Annotated in this window: 16 protein-coding genes; 12 read left to right on the forward strand and 4 right to left on the reverse strand. The window is 67.8% G+C overall.

What is annotated here, in order from left to right:
• The first annotated feature begins 38 nt into the window (after positions 1-38).
• Together JGR78_RS12085 and JGR78_RS12090 are read left to right on the forward strand one after the other, a co-directional pair.
• On the forward strand, positions 39-863 hold the full coding sequence (locus JGR78_RS12085) for a DUF296 domain-containing protein (protein WP_182792004.1): 825 nt from the start codon (positions 39-41) through the stop codon (positions 861-863).
• Positions 860-1,618, forward strand: a complete 759-nt coding sequence (locus tag JGR78_RS12090) for an SDR family NAD(P)-dependent oxidoreductase (protein ID WP_182803872.1) — start codon at positions 860-862, stop codon at positions 1,616-1,618. The genes JGR78_RS12085 and JGR78_RS12090 overlap by 4 nt, the downstream gene beginning before the upstream one ends.
• A gap of 168 nt (positions 1,619-1,786) precedes the next feature.
• On the opposite strand, the gene JGR78_RS12095 is transcribed toward JGR78_RS12090, so the two are convergent.
• Complete coding sequence (locus JGR78_RS12095) at positions 1,787-2,179, reverse strand: TRAP transporter large permease subunit (RefSeq protein ID WP_182792002.1); 393 nt, start codon at positions 2,177-2,179, stop codon at positions 1,787-1,789.
• 94 nt (positions 2,180-2,273) lie between these two features.
• Positions 2,274-2,951: a hypothetical protein gene (locus tag JGR78_RS12100; RefSeq protein WP_200559311.1), complete on the reverse strand. Its 678-nt coding sequence runs from the start codon at positions 2,949-2,951 to the stop codon at positions 2,274-2,276.
• A 531-nt stretch (positions 2,952-3,482) separates the two neighbouring features.
• Between JGR78_RS12100 and JGR78_RS12105 the strand changes: the two genes are divergently transcribed.
• The 3 genes from JGR78_RS12105 to JGR78_RS12115 all read left to right on the forward strand — a co-directional run bounded on the left by JGR78_RS12105 (position 3,483) and on the right by JGR78_RS12115 (position 7,238).
• A complete protein-coding gene (locus JGR78_RS12105; RefSeq protein WP_182803874.1) occupies positions 3,483-4,250 on the forward strand; it encodes a histidine phosphatase family protein in 768 nt (255 codons plus the stop codon).
• On the forward strand, positions 4,247-5,125 hold the full coding sequence (locus JGR78_RS12110; protein ID WP_182803876.1) for an NAD(P)H-hydrate dehydratase: 879 nt from the start codon (positions 4,247-4,249) through the stop codon (positions 5,123-5,125). The genes JGR78_RS12105 and JGR78_RS12110 overlap by 4 nt, the downstream gene beginning before the upstream one ends.
• Positions 5,126-5,717: 592 nt before the next feature.
• The gene (locus JGR78_RS12115) at positions 5,718-7,238 is read left to right on the forward strand and encodes an aldehyde dehydrogenase (NADP(+)) (protein ID WP_182803878.1); all 1,521 of its coding nucleotides are present in this window, start codon (positions 5,718-5,720) and stop codon (positions 7,236-7,238) included.
• A gap of 55 nt (positions 7,239-7,293) precedes the next feature.
• On the opposite strand, the gene JGR78_RS12120 is transcribed toward JGR78_RS12115, so the two are convergent.
• Positions 7,294-8,091, reverse strand: coding sequence for a peptidoglycan-binding protein (locus JGR78_RS12120; RefSeq protein ID WP_182803880.1), 798 nt, complete (start codon positions 8,089-8,091; stop codon positions 7,294-7,296).
• 262 nt (positions 8,092-8,353) lie between these two features.
• Between JGR78_RS12120 and JGR78_RS12125 the strand changes: the two genes are divergently transcribed.
• From JGR78_RS12125 to JGR78_RS12155, 7 genes are all read left to right on the forward strand, one after another.
• Positions 8,354-9,553 (forward strand): ABC transporter substrate-binding protein, encoded by a 1,200-nt coding sequence (locus tag JGR78_RS12125; protein ID WP_182803883.1) that lies wholly within the window; start codon positions 8,354-8,356, stop codon positions 9,551-9,553.
• Positions 9,554-9,738: 185 nt separating this feature from the next.
• Entirely contained in the window at positions 9,739-10,944 is a 1,206-nt protein-coding gene (locus tag JGR78_RS12130; protein WP_182803885.1) for an ABC transporter substrate-binding protein, read from the forward strand.
• Positions 10,941-11,714 (forward strand): ABC transporter ATP-binding protein, encoded by a 774-nt coding sequence (locus tag JGR78_RS12135; protein ID WP_200559312.1) that lies wholly within the window; start codon positions 10,941-10,943, stop codon positions 11,712-11,714. Before JGR78_RS12130 ends, JGR78_RS12135 begins: the two co-directional genes overlap by 4 nt.
• A complete protein-coding gene (locus tag JGR78_RS12140) occupies positions 11,711-12,412 on the forward strand; it encodes an ABC transporter ATP-binding protein (RefSeq protein WP_182806228.1) in 702 nt (233 codons plus the stop codon). Before JGR78_RS12135 ends, JGR78_RS12140 begins: the two co-directional genes overlap by 4 nt.
• Position 12,413: 1 nt before the next feature.
• Positions 12,414-13,301, forward strand: coding sequence for a branched-chain amino acid ABC transporter permease (locus JGR78_RS12145; protein WP_182806230.1), 888 nt, complete (start codon positions 12,414-12,416; stop codon positions 13,299-13,301).
• A gap of 1 nt (position 13,302) precedes the next feature.
• Positions 13,303-14,301, forward strand: a complete 999-nt coding sequence (locus JGR78_RS12150) for a branched-chain amino acid ABC transporter permease (RefSeq protein ID WP_200559313.1) — start codon at positions 13,303-13,305, stop codon at positions 14,299-14,301.
• Positions 14,302-14,495: 194 nt separating this feature from the next.
• Positions 14,496-14,810 carry a hypothetical protein gene (locus JGR78_RS12155; RefSeq protein WP_182792756.1) on the forward strand — a complete coding sequence of 105 codons (315 nt, stop codon included), beginning with the start codon at positions 14,496-14,498 and terminating at the stop codon, positions 14,808-14,810.
• A gap of 39 nt (positions 14,811-14,849) precedes the next feature.
• Here the strand turns inward: JGR78_RS12155 and JGR78_RS12160 are convergent, their stop codons facing one another.
• On the reverse strand, positions 14,850-17,144 hold the full coding sequence (locus JGR78_RS12160; RefSeq protein WP_182792755.1) for an FdhF/YdeP family oxidoreductase: 2,295 nt from the start codon (positions 17,142-17,144) through the stop codon (positions 14,850-14,852).
• Positions 17,145-17,257: the final 113 nt, after the last annotated feature.

Raw genomic sequence — 17,257 nt, forward strand, 5'->3', positions numbered from 1 at the left:
GAGATTTGGAACCGTCCGAAGAGACGAAGGACGCGCGCATGATCCATCCGGGGCCGCGCGCGGCCGAGCGGCTGCAGGCGGCAAAGACGCGGCTGGTGCCCGTCGCAGGAGTGCTGCAGGCGGGCGAGACGGTGATGGCCGGGGTCGCGCGGCTCTTTGCCAGGGCGGGTTGCCCGGGGGGCGTGGTCTTTCTTGAGGGCGTGAGTTGCGATCCGATGCGCTACGTGCTGCCTGCGCTATCCAGCGATGCCTCTCATGCGGCATGGTATTCGACCACCTTCGCACCGGAAGGTCGGGTGTGGATCGAGGCTGCAACGGCCAGCGTCGGCCGGCGCGACGGCGCGGCGTTTCTGCATTGTCACGGGCTGTGGACCACGTCTGAGGGCAAGGCGATGGGGCATCTGCTGCCCTTCGACAGCGTGGTGGCCGAGGAAACGGCAGTGACCGGCATCGGCGCGCGGGACGCATGGTTCGACTCGCGCCCCGATGCGGAAACGAACTTCACCTTGTTCCAGATTTCCGGCGGCCTGCCCGACGCCCCCGGCCTGATCGCCCGCATTGCGCCGGGCGAGGATGTCGTCACCGCCGTCGAAGGCCTTTGCGCCGGAGCAGGCTGGAGCGCGGCCCGTGTCCACGGCCTCGGCAGCATCGACCATATCCTGTTCCAGAACGGCACCCGCGTCGATTGCCTTGCAACCGAGCTGCGCTTTGCGGGCGCGCGGCTGGAAAACGGCCGCGCCCATCTGCCCATCGATGTCGTCGATATCGATGGCGCCATCTCTCACGGCGTCCTCGCGCGCGGGGCGAATCCCGTGGGCGTGACGCTGGAACTTCTGATCGAACCTTTCAAGGACAGACCATGACCACCAAAGTAGCCCTCGTCACCGGCGCCGCCCGCGGCATCGGCCTTGCCACGACCGAGCTTTTCCTCGAAGGCGGCTGGCAGGTCGCGATGGTGGACCGCGACCGTGACGAACTGGCCGCTGCCTCGGGCACGCTGCAGGGGGTTCATCCCATCGTGGCCGACGTGTCCATCCCCGAACAGGTCGAGCAGATGCGCGAGCAGGCGCTGTCGCGCTTCGGCCGCATCGACGCGCTGGTGAACAACGCGGGCGTGGCGCTGTTCGCCCGCGCCGAGACGGTCAGCTTCGCGCAGTGGCGCGAGGTGATGGCCACGAACCTCGACGGCGTGTTCCTCTGCACCCAGGCGCTGACCCCGGCGCTGGCGGAAACGAAGGGCGCGATCGTCAATATCGCCTCGATCTCGGGGCTGCGGGCGTCCACGCTGCGGGTGGCCTATGGCACCTCGAAGGCCGCCGTCATCCACCTGACAAAGCAATATGCCGCCGAACTGGGCGAGATGGGCATCCGCGTGAACTGCATTGCCCCCGGTCCGGTCCGCACCAAGCTGGCGATGGCGGTCCATGCGCCCGAGATCATCGCTGCCTATTATGACGCGATCCCGCTGAACCGCTATGGCGAGGCGCGCGAAATCGCGGAAGGCATCGTCTTCTTATGCTCTGAGAACGCGAGCTTCGTCACCGGGCAGACGCTGGCCGTGGACGGCGGCTTCGATGCGACGGGCGTGGGCCTGCCGGCGCTGCGCCGGGCCGAGTGAAGCAGGGGGGCGGGGCGTCATGCAGCCCTGGGTCACCAGCCTCAGCGAGATTCCGGGAACCTCGACGATCAGCGCCAGCCGCAGCATGTCGGCGTCCCAGAAGGAAATATCCCCCGGAAAATCGTCGCCAGCGGCACGTCCCGCACCACCGAACCCAAAAAAAGACGTTCATCCCGGCCCCCGGGGGATGATGAGCCCAATTTCCATGGTCACGACAACGACGACCGCGAACCAGATCAGGGTCGCCTCCTGCGAGCCGAGCGCCTCGGTCCCGCAGTCCATGCCGGCGACGACCGGGAAGGACACCGGCACCCTCAGCAGCATTATCGACAGGTATTCCGGCACGCAGCCGAGCAGCAGGTAGATCACCACGATGCACAGCATCGCCGTCCAAGGCCCGCGGCCGGCGATCAGGGCCGACACTCCCTGCGTCACTCCGGCCACCGTCACGAATTCGCCGAAGATCTCGGCCCCGATGATAATGCTGAAGATCATGCCGGTGGCGATGGCGCGGTTGAACATGTGGCGCCCGACCACGTCGATGCCGGTCACGACCACCATCAGCCCGAGACCTGCCCCCGTCGCGGCCAGCAGCCGCCCACCGAGGCGGGCGGTGCGGGCATGATCGCGGCGCGGGGCGCCTCACCCGTCAGGCTCATTGGGCGGCGGCTGTCTGCGCGGGGTAGTCGGCCAGCGCCGCGCCCGCGTCATGCCCAGCGCCGATGCGCGCGATCCATTCGGATTCCAGCCGCCCGGCGATCTCGTCCACCCTGGCGGCGATGGGTCCGAGGCATCGTGGATCTCGATCCCGGCCAAGGTCATCCGATCGATCGTGGCGGCGTCGGCGGCGCTCCAGGCCTCGTCCTTGCGGCGGGCCAGCGCCTCGCCGGACCGCGCCTCGATGGCGGCGCGGTCTTCCTCGGAAATCGCGGCCCAGCGGTCCTCGTTCATTACCATGCCCCGGCACCCGCATGGCGTAGCGGACATGGTTGGTCAGGTTGAATGCGGTCACCGAATCGTAGCCGAAGGCGCCGCCGTCGATGACCCCACGCGACAGCTTCTCGTAGATAACGGGGGCCGGCATGAACAGGAGCGTCGCGCACAGAGCCTCCAGCAGGTCGCGGGCATTGCCGGCGGAGACGCTCAGCTTGAGGCCGGCGAAATCCGCGGGCGTCCCGATCCTGACCTTCCCAGTGTGGATCAGCCCTGGCCCATGCGTCCACAGTCCCGGCAGATGCGTGACCGCATGTTCCGCATGGGGGTCGAGTTGTCCCGTATAGACCTGCCAGATTGCCACCGCGTCGTCGCCCATGCGGCTGAACGGCCTGACCATCGCCCCGGCGAAGCGGTCGCCCTCGGACGACGGGTTCTGGCCATGGGCGATGCCGTCGCAGCCAGGTCGAAATACGCCTGCGGGGTGCCGAGGGGCTTGCCCGGCACCACGATCCTGTCCCGGCCCCCGGTCGCCGCCTCGACATCCTTCGCCCAGGGCAGGATCGCGTTGACCCGCACCGGATGGCCGGGCGGCAGCCACGAGGACATGGTCAGAGTCTCGGCCAGGGCGGGCGTCGCCATCAGCATCAGGGCGCAAGGGCGGAACGGAGGATGGCGGTCATGCCGCTCTCGATCACGATCCGGCGCACGGGAAGGGCGCGAGGAGGTCCGGGTTGCAGGGCGCCGGCTGGCCAGAGGGCCGCCGTCCGAAAGGCCGGGCCATTGGCGGGCATTGCGGGGCGGGCAAGGCCCGGACCGGCGGCCCGAGTGCCCCAGAGATCGACGGAAACACTCCGGCCTCCAAAGGGGCGATGCGGCAACCGGACAGCCCCGCCGCGTGTTGTCGCTGCAAACGGACGGGAGACGGATCATGACGCCAAGATGGCCCGAGCGGCTGTGGATCGTGCGGCACGGGGAAAGCGCGGGCAATGTCGCCCGGGACTTCGCCTATCAGCAGGGCATGGCCCGGATCGACCTGACCGGGCGCGACGTGGACGTGCCGCTCTCCGCCTTGGGCGAACAGCAAGCCCGCGCGCTCGGCCACTGGTTCTCGCAGGGGAAGGAAGACGGGCGGCCAAACGTGGTCCTGGCCTCGCCCTACCTGCGGGCGATGGAAACCGCCCGCATCTTCCGGGACGCTGGCGGCTGCCCGGCGGACACCCGCATCCATCTGGACGAGCGCCTGCGGGAAAAGGAATTCGGCATCCTCGACGGGCTGACCGGCAAGGGCATCCGCGCCGAGTTCCCCCAGCAGGCCGAGTTGCGGGCGATGATCGGCAAGTTCTACCACCGCCCGCCGGGGGGCGAAAGCTGGTGCGATGTGATCTTCCGCCTGCGGGCGCTGCTGGACACGGTGGCCCTGCACCACGGCGGCTGCCGGGTGATGATCGTGGCCCACCAGGTCGTGGTCCTCTGCCTGCGCTACGTCATCGAGGGGATGACGGAGCAGGAAATCCTCGAAATCGACCGGCAGGCGGATGTCGCCAACTGCTCGATCACGGAATACTGCTGGGAAGCGGGCGCGGAGGGCACCGACGGCGGGCTGAAACTGGTGCGCTACAACGTCACCGCGCCGATGGAGGCCGAGGACACCCCCGTCACCCGCGAACCCGACGCCATCGTGGGAAACCGGGGATGAGCGAGGCGTCCTCGATCCTCGACGCGGCCTGGCTGCGCCGCCATCCGCTGCCGGTCCACCCCGAGGACACCGACAAGAACAGCCGCGGCCGGGTGATGCTGGTAGGCGGCTCGCTGCGGGTGCCGGGCGGGCTGATCCTGACGGCGCTGGCCGCCTTCCGCGCGGGCGCGGGCAAGGTCCAGATGGGCCTGCCCGAGCCGCTGGCCATCCCCACCGGCATCGCCATGCCCGAAGCGGGCATCTTCGCCCTGCCCCATGACGAGGACGGCGAGATCGCGGATGCCTCGATGCTGGTGGACAAGCTCGGCGGCTGCGGCTGCCTGGTGCTGGGTCCGGCGATGGCTTCGCCCTCGGCCGCGCTGGCAATGATGGACGCGCTGCTGCCTGCGGCGGACGCAGGGCCGGTGCTGATCGACGCCGCCTGCGTGGGGGCGGCCGCCGCGCGGCTGGCTCAGGTCGAGGTGCTGGCGGGCGGCGCGATCCTGACGCCCCATGTGGGCGAGATGGCGCAACTGACCGGGCTGGAAGCGGTCGAGATCGAGGCGCGGCGCGACGAGATCGCGGTGGAATGGTCCACCCGGTTGAAGGCGGTCATCGTGATGAAGGGCGCCACGACCCTGATCGCCAGCCCGGACGGAGAGGTCGCGGCCTATGGCGGGGGTGGCGTGGGGCTGGCCACGGGCGGCTCGGGCGACGTGCTGACCGGCATCATCGCCGGGCTCTGCGCCCGCGGACTGCCTGCCTATGAGGCCGCCTGCTGGGGCGTCTGGCTGCATGGCGAGGCCGGGCGGCGGCTGGCCGAGCGTCTGGGTCCCATGGGCTTCATGGCCCGCGAACTGCCTGCCGAGGTGCCCAGCCTGATGCGCGGCATCTAGGCGGGATCATTGCCGGGGAATGCGGGCAAGGCGTCGGTGGCCTTCTTCGGCATCAACACCATTCCCGCGGAACAGTCTTGAGCATCCGCTTCGGCGGCCCCCTTCACATGTCTTTCTGGCCCCGACACCCCATCGGGCAGCCCGCCCCTCGTCACGGCCGACTTCGCTCCCGGCCCGTCCGGCACCGCAGGCAGAATGTCCTGCCTCCCGGAACAAACCTTGTCACCGTCGTCCCTGCAATCCCGACCGATCGGTTCGCGCGCCCTCATGGGCTTCTTTCTGGCCCAAATACCCATCTTTGGGCGACTCGCCGCCATCTTGACCAAGTTTACCTAGACCAGCACGGGCCGCCGGATGCAGCCTTGCGAATGAAGCATCCCGGCCAGCGAGGAACCCGATGCGGTCTGCCGGTCGAGAGCCGATGCAGGGCTGCCTCGTCTGCCGCCGCCTGGCAACTTTTGCCATCAAAGCCGCGCCTTCACTTCCCCTTGACCCTTGCAGCCGGGACGCCGACGGGGGATGACCGGCCTATCTGCCGGCAACGGGCGGTCTGGCGCCGCAACAGCCGGCGCACCAGCGAAAGGATCAGCGGATGTCAGGCTTCACTCCTCATGGCAAGCATCTGGTCGCGGGCGAATGGGTCGGCGGAACGGAAACCTTCACATCCAGTCCCGCCCATGGCCCGGCGCATGAGTTCGCCGTCGGCACCCCGGAACTTGTCGCCCGCGCCTGCGCGGCGGCCGCCGAAGCCTTCGAACCCTATGCGGCGACCACCCGCGAGGACCGGGCGCGCTTCCTCGACGCCATCGCCGACGAGATCGAGGCCCGTGCCGAGGCGATCACCGCCATCGGCACACAGGAATCCGGCCTGCCCGAGGCCCGCCTGCAGGGCGAGCGCGGCCGCACGACCGGCCAGTTGCGGCTGTTCGCGGATCACATCCGCAAGGGCGACTACCTCGACCGCCGCCATGACGCGGCCCTGCCCGACCGCAAGCCCGCGGCCCGGCCCGAACTGCGGATGATCCAGTTGCCCGTCGGCCCGGTCGCGGTCTTCGGCGCCTCGAACTTCCCGCTGGCCTTCTCGACCGCGGGCGGCGACACGGCGGCGGCGCTGGCGGCGGGCTGCCCGGTCGTGGTCAAGGGCCATTCCGCCCATCCCGGCACCGGCGAGATCGTGGCCGGGGCCGTGCTGGCCGCGATCGAGAAGACCGGGATGCCGAAGGGCGTCTTCTCCCTCATCCAGGGCGGCAACCGCAAGGTCGGCGAGGCGCTGGTGACGGACCCGCGCATCAAGGCCGTGGGCTTCACCGGCTCGCTGCAGGGCGGCCGCGCCCTGTTCGACCTCTGCGCCGCCCGTCCCGAGCCGATCCCCTTCTTCGGCGAACTCGGCTCGGTCAACCCGATGTTTGTCCTGCCTGCAGCCGCCGCCGCACGCGGCGAGGAGATCGGGACGAATTGGGCAGGTTCCCTGACCATGGGCGCGGGCCAGTTCTGCACCAACCCCGGCATCGCCGTGATGCTGGACAGCCCTGATGCCGACCGCCTGATCGCCTCGGCCCGCGCCGCGCTTGAGCAGACAGCACCTCAAACCATGCTGACCCCCGGCATCGCACAGGCCTACCGCGAGGGCGTGGACCGCATGGGCAAGTCCAACGCGGTCAAGCCGGTGCTGACCACCGACAGCGCCGAGCGCAGCGCCTCGCCCAACCTCTACGAGACGACGGCGGACGCCTTCCTCGGCGAGAACGACCTGGCCGAGGAGGTCTTCGGGCCCCTCGGGCTGGTTGTCCGCGCAAGCTCGCCCGAGGACATGGAACGCATCGCCCGCGGCTTCCCCGGCCAGTTGACCGCGACGCTGCACACCGACCCCGAGGACGCGGACCTTGCCCGCCGCTTGCTGCCGATCCTCGCCCAGAAGGCCGGGCGGGTGCTGGCGAACGGCTACCCCACCGGGGTCGAGGTCGCCGACGCGATGGTCCACGGCGGGCCTTATCCCGCCTCGACCAACTTCGGCGCGACCTCGGTCGGCACACTCTCGATCCGCCGCTTCCTGCGGCCCGTCGCCTTCCAGAACCTGCCCGACTACCTGATCAGCGGCGATCTGGCAGGATGACGAGGCGCAGTCCCAATCACGAAGGCCGCCCCGGCAGGGCGGCCTTTTTTGTGGATCAGCGGGCAGTCAGCCGCTCGACCTGCGCGGCGGTCAGGTAGCCCGTGGCGGACAGGTCGTTCGCCCGCTGCCAGGCCGCGATGGCGTTGCGGGTGCCGCGCCCGAAGACGCCGTCCACGCCCCGCGTGTCGAAGCCGCGCCGCGTCAGCCCGGCCTGCACCTCGGCGCGTTGCTGGCGGCTGAGGCCCAGACCCGCCTCGTCCTGCGCCGGACCGCTGGCGGCGGCGCTGCCGCCCGTGCCCTCAGAGGCCGCTGGCGCCTGCCCGCGCAGGATCTCGCTGGCCTGCGCCTGGGTCAGAGTCCCGGTCTGGGTATAGTCGCGGTCGCGCTGCCACAGCGAGATGGCACGGCGGGTGCCGGGACCGAAATTGCCGTCGAGGCCATTGGTGTTGTAGCCCAGCGCATTCAGGCGGCGCTGCACCGCGACACGCTGATCTGCGGTCAGCGCAGCCCCGGCCACCTCGGCCTGGGTGCCTGTGGTCGTCCCCGAACCCGCCTGGGTGCCCGTTGTCACGCCCGAGCCCGCCTGATTGCTCGGGGGCGCCACTGCGCCACCCAGACGCTGCACCCGCTCGCGCGCCTGCTGGGCATACATCCCGCTCGGGAACTGCCGCAGGTAGGACTGGTAAGCCGACAGCGTGTTCGCGCTCTGCGCCTGCGCGAATGCGGCACGGTCCTGTTCCTGCTGCAGATACTGGCGCGCGATCCCGCCCACGATCTCGCCCACGTCCTGCGCCTGCACGGGCGTGGCAAGCAGCGTGGCGGCAAGCGCCGCCGAAAGCATCGTCCTGACCATCGGGTGGCCCTTTCCTCATGTCCCGCGGTCCGGGGCCGGCGCCCGCGGACCCTCATGCCCCCAAGGGGCGTCCGAAGGTATAGCGCCGCAAGGATGCGCTGGTTCCGCGGATGGAATGGCGGGCCATCATGCGACGTTACGGCATCTCGGGCCATGCCCCATCGCGGCGCTTGTCAGGCACCTGCGCTTTGGTCAGTCTGCGCGGCGGAGGAAAGGGGCTGTGCCGCGATTGCGGCGCAAGACACCCACAGGGAGGAAATTGATGGCACGGTTTTTCACGTCGGTCGCGGTGGCGACCCTTCTCGGCGCGCCCGCCTTCGCCGAGGTCTCGGATGGCAAGGTCAGGATCGGCATCCTGAACGACCAGTCGGGGGTTTATGCGGATTTCGGCGGCCTCGGCTCGGTCGAGGCCGCGCGCATGGCGGTCGAGGAGATGGGCGGCACCGTTCTGGGCGCCCCGGTCGAGGTCGTCAGCGCCGACCACCAGAACAAGGCCGACATCGCGTCCAACATCGCCCGACAGTGGTATGATACCGAGCAGGTCGATTCGATCATGGAGCTGACCACCTCCTCGGTGGCGCTGGCCGTGCAGGCGCTGAGTGCCGAGAAGAAGAAGATCGACCTCGTGACCGGCGCGGCGACCGCCGAACTGACCGGCAAGGCGTGCTCTCCTTACGGCTTTCACTGGGCCTATGACACCCATGCGCTGGCCGTGGGCACCGGCGGCGCGCTGGTCGAGGATGGCGGCGACAGCTGGTTCTTCCTGACCGCCGACTATGCCTTTGGCTATTCGCTGGAAGAAAACACCGGCGCCATCGTCACCGAAAAGGGCGGCACCGTGGTGGGCTCGGTCCGGCATCCGCTGGCGGCGACCGACTTTTCCTCCTTCCTGCTGCAGGCGCAAAGCTCGGGCGCGAAGGTGGTGGGGCTGGCGAATGCCGGGATGGATACCCAGAACGCCATCAAGCAGGCGGCCGAGTTCGGGATCGTGCAGGGCGGCCAGCGCATGGCCGGGCTGCTGTTCACACTGGCCGAGGTCCACGGACTGGGGCTGGAAACCGCACAGGGGCTGACGTTGACCGAAAGCTTCTACTGGGACCGCACCGAGGCCAGCCGCGAGTTTTCCAACCGCTTCAAGGAACGCACCGGCAAGATGCCCAACATGATCCAGGCCGGCACCTATTCGGGCGTTCTGCATTACCTCAAGGCCATCGAGGCCGCGGGAACGGACGAAACCGAGGCCGTCGCCGCCAAGATGCGCGAACTGCCAGTCAGCGACGCTTTTGCCGAAAACGGGCGGGTCGGGCCGAACGGGCGGATGATCTCGGATGTCTACCTGATGGAAGTGAAGACCCCCGCCGAAAGCACGGGCGAGTGGGATTATTACGAGATCAAGGCGACGATTCCGGGCGAACAGGCCTATCTGGACCCGGCGCAGTCGGGCTGCCCGATGGTGCAGTAAGGACGGCCGCGGCAGAACCCCGCAGGCGCGCTTCCAGGACCTGTGCAAATGCAGAAAATGCCATCCAAAAGTCTTGCGAAGACGAAGGACTGCGGCAATCATCCGCAGTGGAACAGTGACCGGCGTCACGCAAGGCGCCGTCACCCCCGGACCCGCGTCCGGATAAGAATGACAGGGAGGACTACATGAAGTTTCTATACATCACCGCCGCCACGGCGGCGCTTGTGGCTGGCACGGCCACGGCGCAGGAACTCACCGACGGCAAGGTGAAGATCGGTATCCTGAACGACCAGTCCGGTCCCTATTCGGGCGTGGGCGGCGTCGGGTCGGTCGAGGCCGCGCGGATGGCGGTCGAGGATTTCGGCGGCACCGTTCTGGGCGCGCCGGTCGAGATCGTCGGCGCCGACCACCAGAACAAGGCCGATGTCGGCTCGTCCATCGCGCGCCAGTGGTTCGACACCGACCAGGTCGATGCGATCATGGACCTGACGACCTCGTCGGTGGCGCTGGCCGTCCAGGCGGTCGCGGCCGAGAAGAACAAGGTCACCATGATCACCGGCGGCGGCACGACCGAACTGACCGGCAAGGCCTGCACCCCCTACAGCTTCCATTGGGCCTATGACACCCATGCGCTGGCGGTGGGCACCGGCGGCGCGGTCGTGGCGCAGGGTGGCGACACCTGGTTCTTCCTGACGGCCGACTATGCCTTCGGCTATTCACTGGAAGAAAACACCTCCAGAACGGTCGAGGCTGCGGGCGGCAAGGTTCTGGGCTCGGTCCGGCATCCGCTGAACTCGACCGACTATTCGGCCTTCCTGCTGCAGACGCAGGCGTCGGGCGCCAAGGTCGTGGGCCTGGCCAGCGCCGGGACGGACACCCAGAATGCCATCAAGCAGGCGGCCGAGTTCGGGCTGACCCAGGCGGGCCAGAACCTCGCCGCGCTGCTGCTGATGATCTCGGACGTGCACGGGCTTGGTCTGCAGGCGGCGCAGGGCCTTTACCTGACCGAAACCTTCTACTGGGACCGCGACGATGAATCGCGCGAGTTCGGGAACCGCTACAAGGAACGGACCGGCGGGATGCCGACGATGGTCCAGGCGGCGACCTACTCGACGGTACTGTCCTATCTGAAGGCGGTCGAGGCTGCGGGCAGCGACGACAGCGCCAAGGTTTCCGAGCAGTTGAAGGGGATGACGATCAACGACGCCTTCGCCCGCAACGCCAAGGTGGCCCCGAACGGCCGGCTCATGAACGACGTCTTCCTGATGCAGGTGAAGACGCCGGAAGAAAGCCAGGGCGAGTGGGACTATTACCACGTCCGGGCTACCATCCCCGGTGCGGAAGCCTACATGGACCCGGCCGAATCCGGCTGCCCGCTGGTCACCGGATGACAGAAGTCCTGAACGATGACGAACCGCGGGTGGTGCTTACCGCCCGCGGCCTCGGCAAGGACTTCTCGGGGTTCACGGCCGTCAACAACGTGAACCTCGACGTCCACCATGCCCGCATTCACGCATTGATCGGCCCCAACGGGGCCGGCAAGACCACCGTCTTCAACCTGCTGACCAAGTTCCTGCAACCCACGCGCGGCCAGATCACCCTGCTGGGCACCGACATCACGAAGATGAAGCCCGACGTGGTGGCCCGCATGGGGCTGGTGCGGTCCTTCCAGATTTCGGCCGTCTTCCCGCATCTGACGGTGCTGGAAAACGTCCGCGTCGCCCTGCAACGCCCGGCCGAACTGCACGTGCAGTTCTGGCGCCCGCTCAAGGCGCTGGACGTGCTGAACGGCCGGGCCGAGGTGCTGATCGACGAACTGGGCCTGACCCCCTGGCGCGACGTGCGCGCCGCCGACCTTTCCTATGGCCGCAAGCGGGTGCTTGAGATCGCGACCACGCTCGCGCTTGACCCGCAGGTGCTGCTGCTGGATGAACCGATGGCCGGCATGGGGCACGAGGACGTGCATACCGTGGCCGAGATCATCCGCGAGGTCGCCCGCCACCGTGCCGTCCTGATGGTGGAACACAACCTGTCGGTCGTGGCCGACATCTGCCATTTCGTCACCGTGCTGCAGCGGGGCGAGATCCTGGCCGAGGGCGACTACGCCACCGTCGCCGCCGACCCGCGCGTCCGCACCGCCTACATGGGGACCGAAGCATGAGCGCGCTTCTGAACGTGGCCGGGCTGAACGCTTGGTATGGCGAAAGCCACGTCCTGCATGGCGTCGACATGCATGTGAACGAGGGCGAGACCGTCTGCATCCTCGGCCGCAACGGCATGGGCAAGACCACCACGCTGCGGTCCATCATCGGCATCGTCCGCAAGCGGACCGGGCAGATCAGTTTCGCCGGGCAGGACCTGATGACCATGCCGCTGCACCGCACCGCGCGGGCCGGGCTGGGCTTCGTCCCCGAGGAACGCGGTATCTTCGCGACCCTGTCGGTGGACGAGAACCTGATGCTGCCCCCGGTGGTGGCGCAGGGCGGCATGACGCTGGACGAAATCTACACGCTGTTCCCGAACCTCAAGGAACGCCGCAACAGCCCCGGCACCAAACTGTCCGGGGGCGAGCAGCAGATGCTTGCCATGGCCCGCATCCTGCGGACCGGCGCCCGCTGCCTTTTGCTGGACGAGCCGACCGAAGGGCTGGCCCCCGTCATCATCGACGCCATCGGCGCGGTGCTGCGGGAACTCAAGGCGCGCGGCATGACGGTGGTGCTGGTGGAACAGAACTTCCGCTTCGCCTCCAAGGTCGCGGACCGCTTCTATGTCATGGACCACGGCGTGATGGCCCATGAATTCCCGGTGGGCGAACTGGCCGCCCGCATGAACATGCTGCAAGAAACACTGGGAGTCTGAGATGACGATGATCTTCGGAATCCCGATCCAAGCCTTCATGGGCCAGATCCTCGTGGGCCTCATCAACGGCTCGTTCTATGCGCTGCTGTCGCTGGGCCTTGCGGTGATCTTCGGCCTGCTGCGGGTCATCAACTTCGCCCATGGCGCGCAATACATGCTGGGCGCCTTCGTGGCGCTGCTGGCGCTGAACTGGTTCGGGCTGAACTACTGGTTCGCGCTGATCCTGGCGCCGCTGGTCGTCGGCGCCTTCGGCGCGCTGGTGGAACGCACGATGCTGTCGCGGCTGTATCAGCTCGACCACCTTTACGGGCTCTTGTTCACCTTCGGCCTGGCGCTGGCGCTGGAAGGCACCTTCCGTTGGTATTTCGGCGCCTCGGGCCAGCCCTATTCGGCCCCGGCGGCGCTGACAGGGGCGGTCAACCTGGGCTTCATGGTGCTGCCGATCTACCGCGGCTGGGTGATCGTGGCCTCGCTGATCGTCTGCCTTGCCGTCTGGGCGCTTATCGAGAAGACTCGGCTGGGCGCGACCCTGCGCGCGGCCACGGAAAACCCGGTGCTGGTGCAAAGCTTCGGCATCAACGTGCCGCGGCTGCTGACCCTGACCTATGCGCTGGGGTCGGGGCTTGCGGCCATCGCGGGCGTGCTGGCGGCGCCGATCTACCAGGTTTCGCCGCTGATGGGGACGAACATCATCATCGTCGTCTTCGCGGTGGTCGTGGTCGGCGGCATGGGGTCCATCATGGGCGCCATCGTCACCGGCTACCTGCTGGGCGTGGCCGAGGGGCTGACCAAGGTCTTCTATCCCGAGGCCTCCAACATCGTGATCTTCGTCATCATGGCGATCGTGCTGATCCTGCGTCCCGCGGGTCTGTTCGGGAAGGAGGGCTGAGATGGCCAGGACATCCGAAATCTCGACGGCCGAGCCGGGCTCGGTCCGCACCATGGGACGAGGGGCGCAGCTTGCGCTGCTGCTGGCGGCGGGGGTTCTGCTGATCGCAGCGCCCTTCATGGTCTATCCCGTCTTCGTGATGACGATGCTGTGCTTCGGGCTCTTCGCCGCGGCCTTCAACCTGCTGCTGGGCTATACGGGGCTGCTGTCCTTCGGCCATGCCGCCTTCTTCGGGGGCGCGGCCTATTTCACTGCCCATGCGGCCAAGGAATGGGGCTGGAACCCCGAATTCGCCCTGGCGATCGGCGTTCTCGGCGCCACCGGCTTGGGGGTGGTGATCGGCGCCATCGCGATCCGGCGGCAGGGCATCTACTTTGCCATGATCACCCTGGCGCTGGCGCAGATGTTCTTCTTCTTCTGCCTGCAGGTTCCCTTCACCCATGGCGAGGACGGCATCCAGGCGGTGCCGCGCGGCCATCTGTTCGGGTTCATCGACCTGAGCGACACGATGACCATGTATTACTTCGTGCTGGCCATCTTCGTGCTGGGGCTGCTGGTGATCTGGCGCTTCGTGAACTCGCCCTTCGGGATGATCCTCAAGGCCATCCGGGAAAACGAGAACCGGGCCATTTCGCTGGGCTATGCGACGGCGCAGTACAAGCTGGGCGCCTTCGTGATGTCGGCGGCCCTGTCAGGGCTGGCCGGCGGGCTGAAGGCGCTGGTGATGCAGTTCGCCACCCTGACCGACGTGGACTGGCACATGTCGGGGCAGGTGGTGCTGATGACGCTGATCGGCGGCATCGGGACGCTGCTGGGCCCGGTCGTGGGCGCGGGCATCGTGATCGCGCTGCAGAACCGGCTGGCGACCTCAGCCTTCCCGGTCACGATCATCACCGGGCTTGTCTTCATGATCTGCGTGATGCTGTTCCGGCGCGGGCTGGTGGGCGAACTGGCCTATTCCCGCCTGGGCCGGGCGCTGGGGCTGCGGCCGCCGGGCTGAGCCTGCCCCAAGGAAAACACGGCCGCCGCGACACCCTCGCGGCGGCCGTGTCATTTTCGGAATCCCGCAGGGACCGTTTGCGGCGGCGAGATCGTTGACAGGAACAGGACCCCGCAGGCGCGGGTCCCGTTCGGCGATCCGCCCAGCGCGCGCCGGGGGAATCACATGGTCAACAGCAGGATCGGAGGACGCTCGTGAACGACAATGGTGAACAGCGGGGGGCGAACCCCGGCTTGCTCAAGAAGGACATCGACCAAGGGCTGACCGGCGACAAGGTCAGCTACCCGGACCCGGCAGCCTCGCCCTTGGGCACGGATGACGAGGCCGCAGGGACCCCCATCACCCAAACCCAGCTTGACATGGCCCGGCGAACGGAACGCGCGCAGGGCGCACAGGCCGGGCCGCGCGACGTGGATTTCGGGGCGGCGAAATCGAGGACAGGCCGCGGCACCGTCGTGATGCTGGCGGCGGGCGCGGCGATCCTGCTGCTGCTGGTGGCGCTGCTCTAGCCGAGGGGCGCGCGGCTTTGCACCGCGCGCCCCAGGGTTTCAGGCCAGCACCGGTTCGACCCGGACCGGCACGCCCTTGTAGGCCGGGGTCTTCGACATGCGGTCGTGCAGGCCCACCGGGATAACGGGATTGACCTCGGGGTAATAGGCGGCAACGCAGCGATCGGGCAGGTCATAGGCGGTCAGCGTCAGATCAGCCACATCGCGGTCGTGGCCGTCGTTCTCGGCGCAGACCAGCCGGACCTTCTGGCCCTCGGACAGACCGGCGCGGGCAATCTCGTCCGGGCTCATCAGCACGATCATGCGGTCGCCCGAAAGCCCCCGCAGCCGGTCGGAATAGCCGTAGATCGTGGTGTTGAACTGGTCGTTCGACCGCAGCGTGACCAGCGTATATTCGTCCTGCCCCAAGTCCCGGTTCAGCCCCGAGTTCGAATCCGGCACCGAGAACTCGGCCTTGCCGCTTTCCGTTTCCCATTTCCGCTCGCGGGCTGCGTTGCCCTTGTAGAAGCCGCCCGGCTCGCGCATCCGGTGCTCGTAGCCGCTGAACTCCTCAGGCCAGAGCGCCTCGATTCCGGCCCGGACAAGGGAGTAATCCCCCACCCAGTCGTCCCACGGCACCTTGGGATTCGGCGTCAGCGTTTCCTTGGCGATCCCCGCGACGATGGCAGGTTCCGAGAGAAGCTGGTCCGATGCGGGCGTATTCTTCCCGTGCGAGGCATAGATGTGCGACAGCGAATCCTCGATCGAGACCACCTGATGCCCGCTTGCCTGCGCATCCTCCTCGGATCGCACAAGGCAGGGCAGAAGCCAGGTCTGCGCGCCCGGCAGCAGGTGCGAGCGGTTCAGCTTGGTCGCGACGTTCACGACCAGGTCGAGGTCCGCCCAATGCTGCCTTGCCCGCCGGGTATCGGGGATCGAGGTGGCAAAGTTTCCGCCAAGCTGCAGAAGCGCGCGCACCGAGCCGTCGATGATCCCCTCGACCGCGTCAACGGTGGTCGTCCCTTCCTCGCGCGGGGGCGAGAAGCCGAACATCTTCGCCATCTCGTCCAGGGGCACCAGCTCCGGCTTTTCCGCGATGCCGACCGTGCGCTGGCCCTGCACGTTGGAATGCCCGCGGACCGGGGAAATCCCCGCCCCCAGCCGGCCGAGGTTGCCGCGCAGCAGCATCAGGTTGACCATCATCCCCAGCGTCTCGCCACCGCGCACATGCTGGGTCAGGCCCATGCCATACATGGTGACCACGCGCTTGGACCGCGCATAGATCGTGCCCACGTCGCGCAGATGGGCGCGGGTGAGGCCCGACAGTTCCTCGATCTCGTCCCAGCCGGTCGCCTCGGCATGGGCCTTCACCGCCTCATAGCCGGTCGTATGCTCGGCGATGAATGCGTGGTCGATAATGCCGCCCTCCTCGGCCTCAAGCTCGAACACCCGCTTGATCAGGCCCAGCATCGCCGCCATGTCGCCGCCCGGCCGCACCTGCAGGTAAAGGTCCGAGATCCCGGTCGAGCCGCCCAGCATCTGCGTGACCTGCTGGGGATTGCGGAAGCGCAGCAGACCTGCCTCGCGCACGGGGTTGAAGGTGATGACCTTGCAGCCGCGCTGCACCGCCTTCTGGATCGTGTGCAGAAATCGCGGGCTGTTCGAGCCGGTGTTCTGACCGAAGAAGAACATCAGGTCGCAATGGTCGAAATCCTCAAGCACGCAGGTGCCGACGGGCGAGCCGATGAACTTCTTCAGCCCGACGCTGGTCGTCTCGTGGCACATGTTCGAGGAATCGGGCAGGTTGTTGTGGCCGTACATCCGCGCGAAGAGCTGCCACATGAAGGATGTCTCAAGGCTCGCCTTGCCCGAGGTGTAGAAGACCGTGGACTTGGGGTCGAGCGTCTTCAGCGCCGCGCCGATGCCTTGGAATGCCTCGTCCCAAGTGGTTTTCACATAGTTGCGGCTGGCGGGATCGAAGCGCATCGGATGGGTCAGGCGGCCGAGGGATTCGAGGTCATGGTCCGACAGTTTCCACAACTCGTCGATGGTGTGCTTCGCAAAGACCCCGGGGTCACAGCGGCGGACATCCAGATCCCAGATCGTGGCCTTGGCGCCATTCTCGCAGAACTCGGCCGGATGGGGCTTGGCCGGCTTCGCCCAGGCGCAGGAGGTGCACATGTGACCGTCCGGCTTGTTCTGGCGCCGCAGCGTGTTCAGGACGGCGGGCGATGGCGGCTGGCCGACGATGACCTTTGCCATGCCCTCCATCGATCCCCAGCCGCCGGCCGGGCCGTCGTAATGGGGGGTATCCGGGTCCTGCTGGGTAGCCGGGTCGATCTGGTCTTTGTCCATGGCTGCACCTTCAAGCTGGGGCGGCGTGGCGGCGGGCACCTGCGGCCGCTGTGTCATTCCTGCCGCGCAGCGGCGATGTGGCTTCCATGGAGGAAGAGCGGCGCGTCTTTCAG

This window comes from Paracoccus sp. MC1862, from assembly GCF_016617715.1.
In the GTDB taxonomy this organism is placed as follows: Bacteria; Pseudomonadota; Alphaproteobacteria; order Rhodobacterales; family Rhodobacteraceae; genus Paracoccus.

Excerpts from the sequence above, each read along its gene's own strand:
- JGR78_RS12085 (WP_182792004.1), top strand. The coding sequence starts at position 39 with ATGATCCATCCGGGGCCGCGCGCGGCCGAGCGGCTGCAGGCGGCAAAG.
- JGR78_RS12090 (WP_182803872.1), top strand. The coding sequence starts at position 860 with ATGACCACCAAAGTAGCCCTCGTCACCGGCGCCGCCCGCGGCATCGGC.
- JGR78_RS12095 (WP_182792002.1), bottom strand. The coding sequence starts at position 2,179 with ATGGTGGTCGTGACCGGCATCGACGTGGTCGGGCGCCACATGTTCAAC.
- JGR78_RS12100 (WP_200559311.1), bottom strand. The coding sequence starts at position 2,951 with ATGGTCAGGCCGTTCAGCCGCATGGGCGACGACGCGGTGGCAATCTGG.
- JGR78_RS12105 (WP_182803874.1), top strand. The coding sequence starts at position 3,483 with ATGACGCCAAGATGGCCCGAGCGGCTGTGGATCGTGCGGCACGGGGAA.
- JGR78_RS12110 (WP_182803876.1), top strand. The coding sequence starts at position 4,247 with ATGAGCGAGGCGTCCTCGATCCTCGACGCGGCCTGGCTGCGCCGCCAT.
- JGR78_RS12115 (WP_182803878.1), top strand. The coding sequence starts at position 5,718 with ATGTCAGGCTTCACTCCTCATGGCAAGCATCTGGTCGCGGGCGAATGG.
- JGR78_RS12120 (WP_182803880.1), bottom strand. The coding sequence starts at position 8,091 with ATGGTCAGGACGATGCTTTCGGCGGCGCTTGCCGCCACGCTGCTTGCC.
- JGR78_RS12125 (WP_182803883.1), top strand. The coding sequence starts at position 8,354 with ATGGCACGGTTTTTCACGTCGGTCGCGGTGGCGACCCTTCTCGGCGCG.
- JGR78_RS12130 (WP_182803885.1), top strand. The coding sequence starts at position 9,739 with ATGAAGTTTCTATACATCACCGCCGCCACGGCGGCGCTTGTGGCTGGC.
- JGR78_RS12135 (WP_200559312.1), top strand. The coding sequence starts at position 10,941 with ATGACAGAAGTCCTGAACGATGACGAACCGCGGGTGGTGCTTACCGCC.
- JGR78_RS12140 (WP_182806228.1), top strand. The coding sequence starts at position 11,711 with ATGAGCGCGCTTCTGAACGTGGCCGGGCTGAACGCTTGGTATGGCGAA.
- JGR78_RS12145 (WP_182806230.1), top strand. The coding sequence starts at position 12,414 with ATGACGATGATCTTCGGAATCCCGATCCAAGCCTTCATGGGCCAGATC.
- JGR78_RS12150 (WP_200559313.1), top strand. The coding sequence starts at position 13,303 with ATGGCCAGGACATCCGAAATCTCGACGGCCGAGCCGGGCTCGGTCCGC.
- JGR78_RS12160 (WP_182792755.1), bottom strand. The coding sequence starts at position 17,144 with ATGGACAAAGACCAGATCGACCCGGCTACCCAGCAGGACCCGGATACC.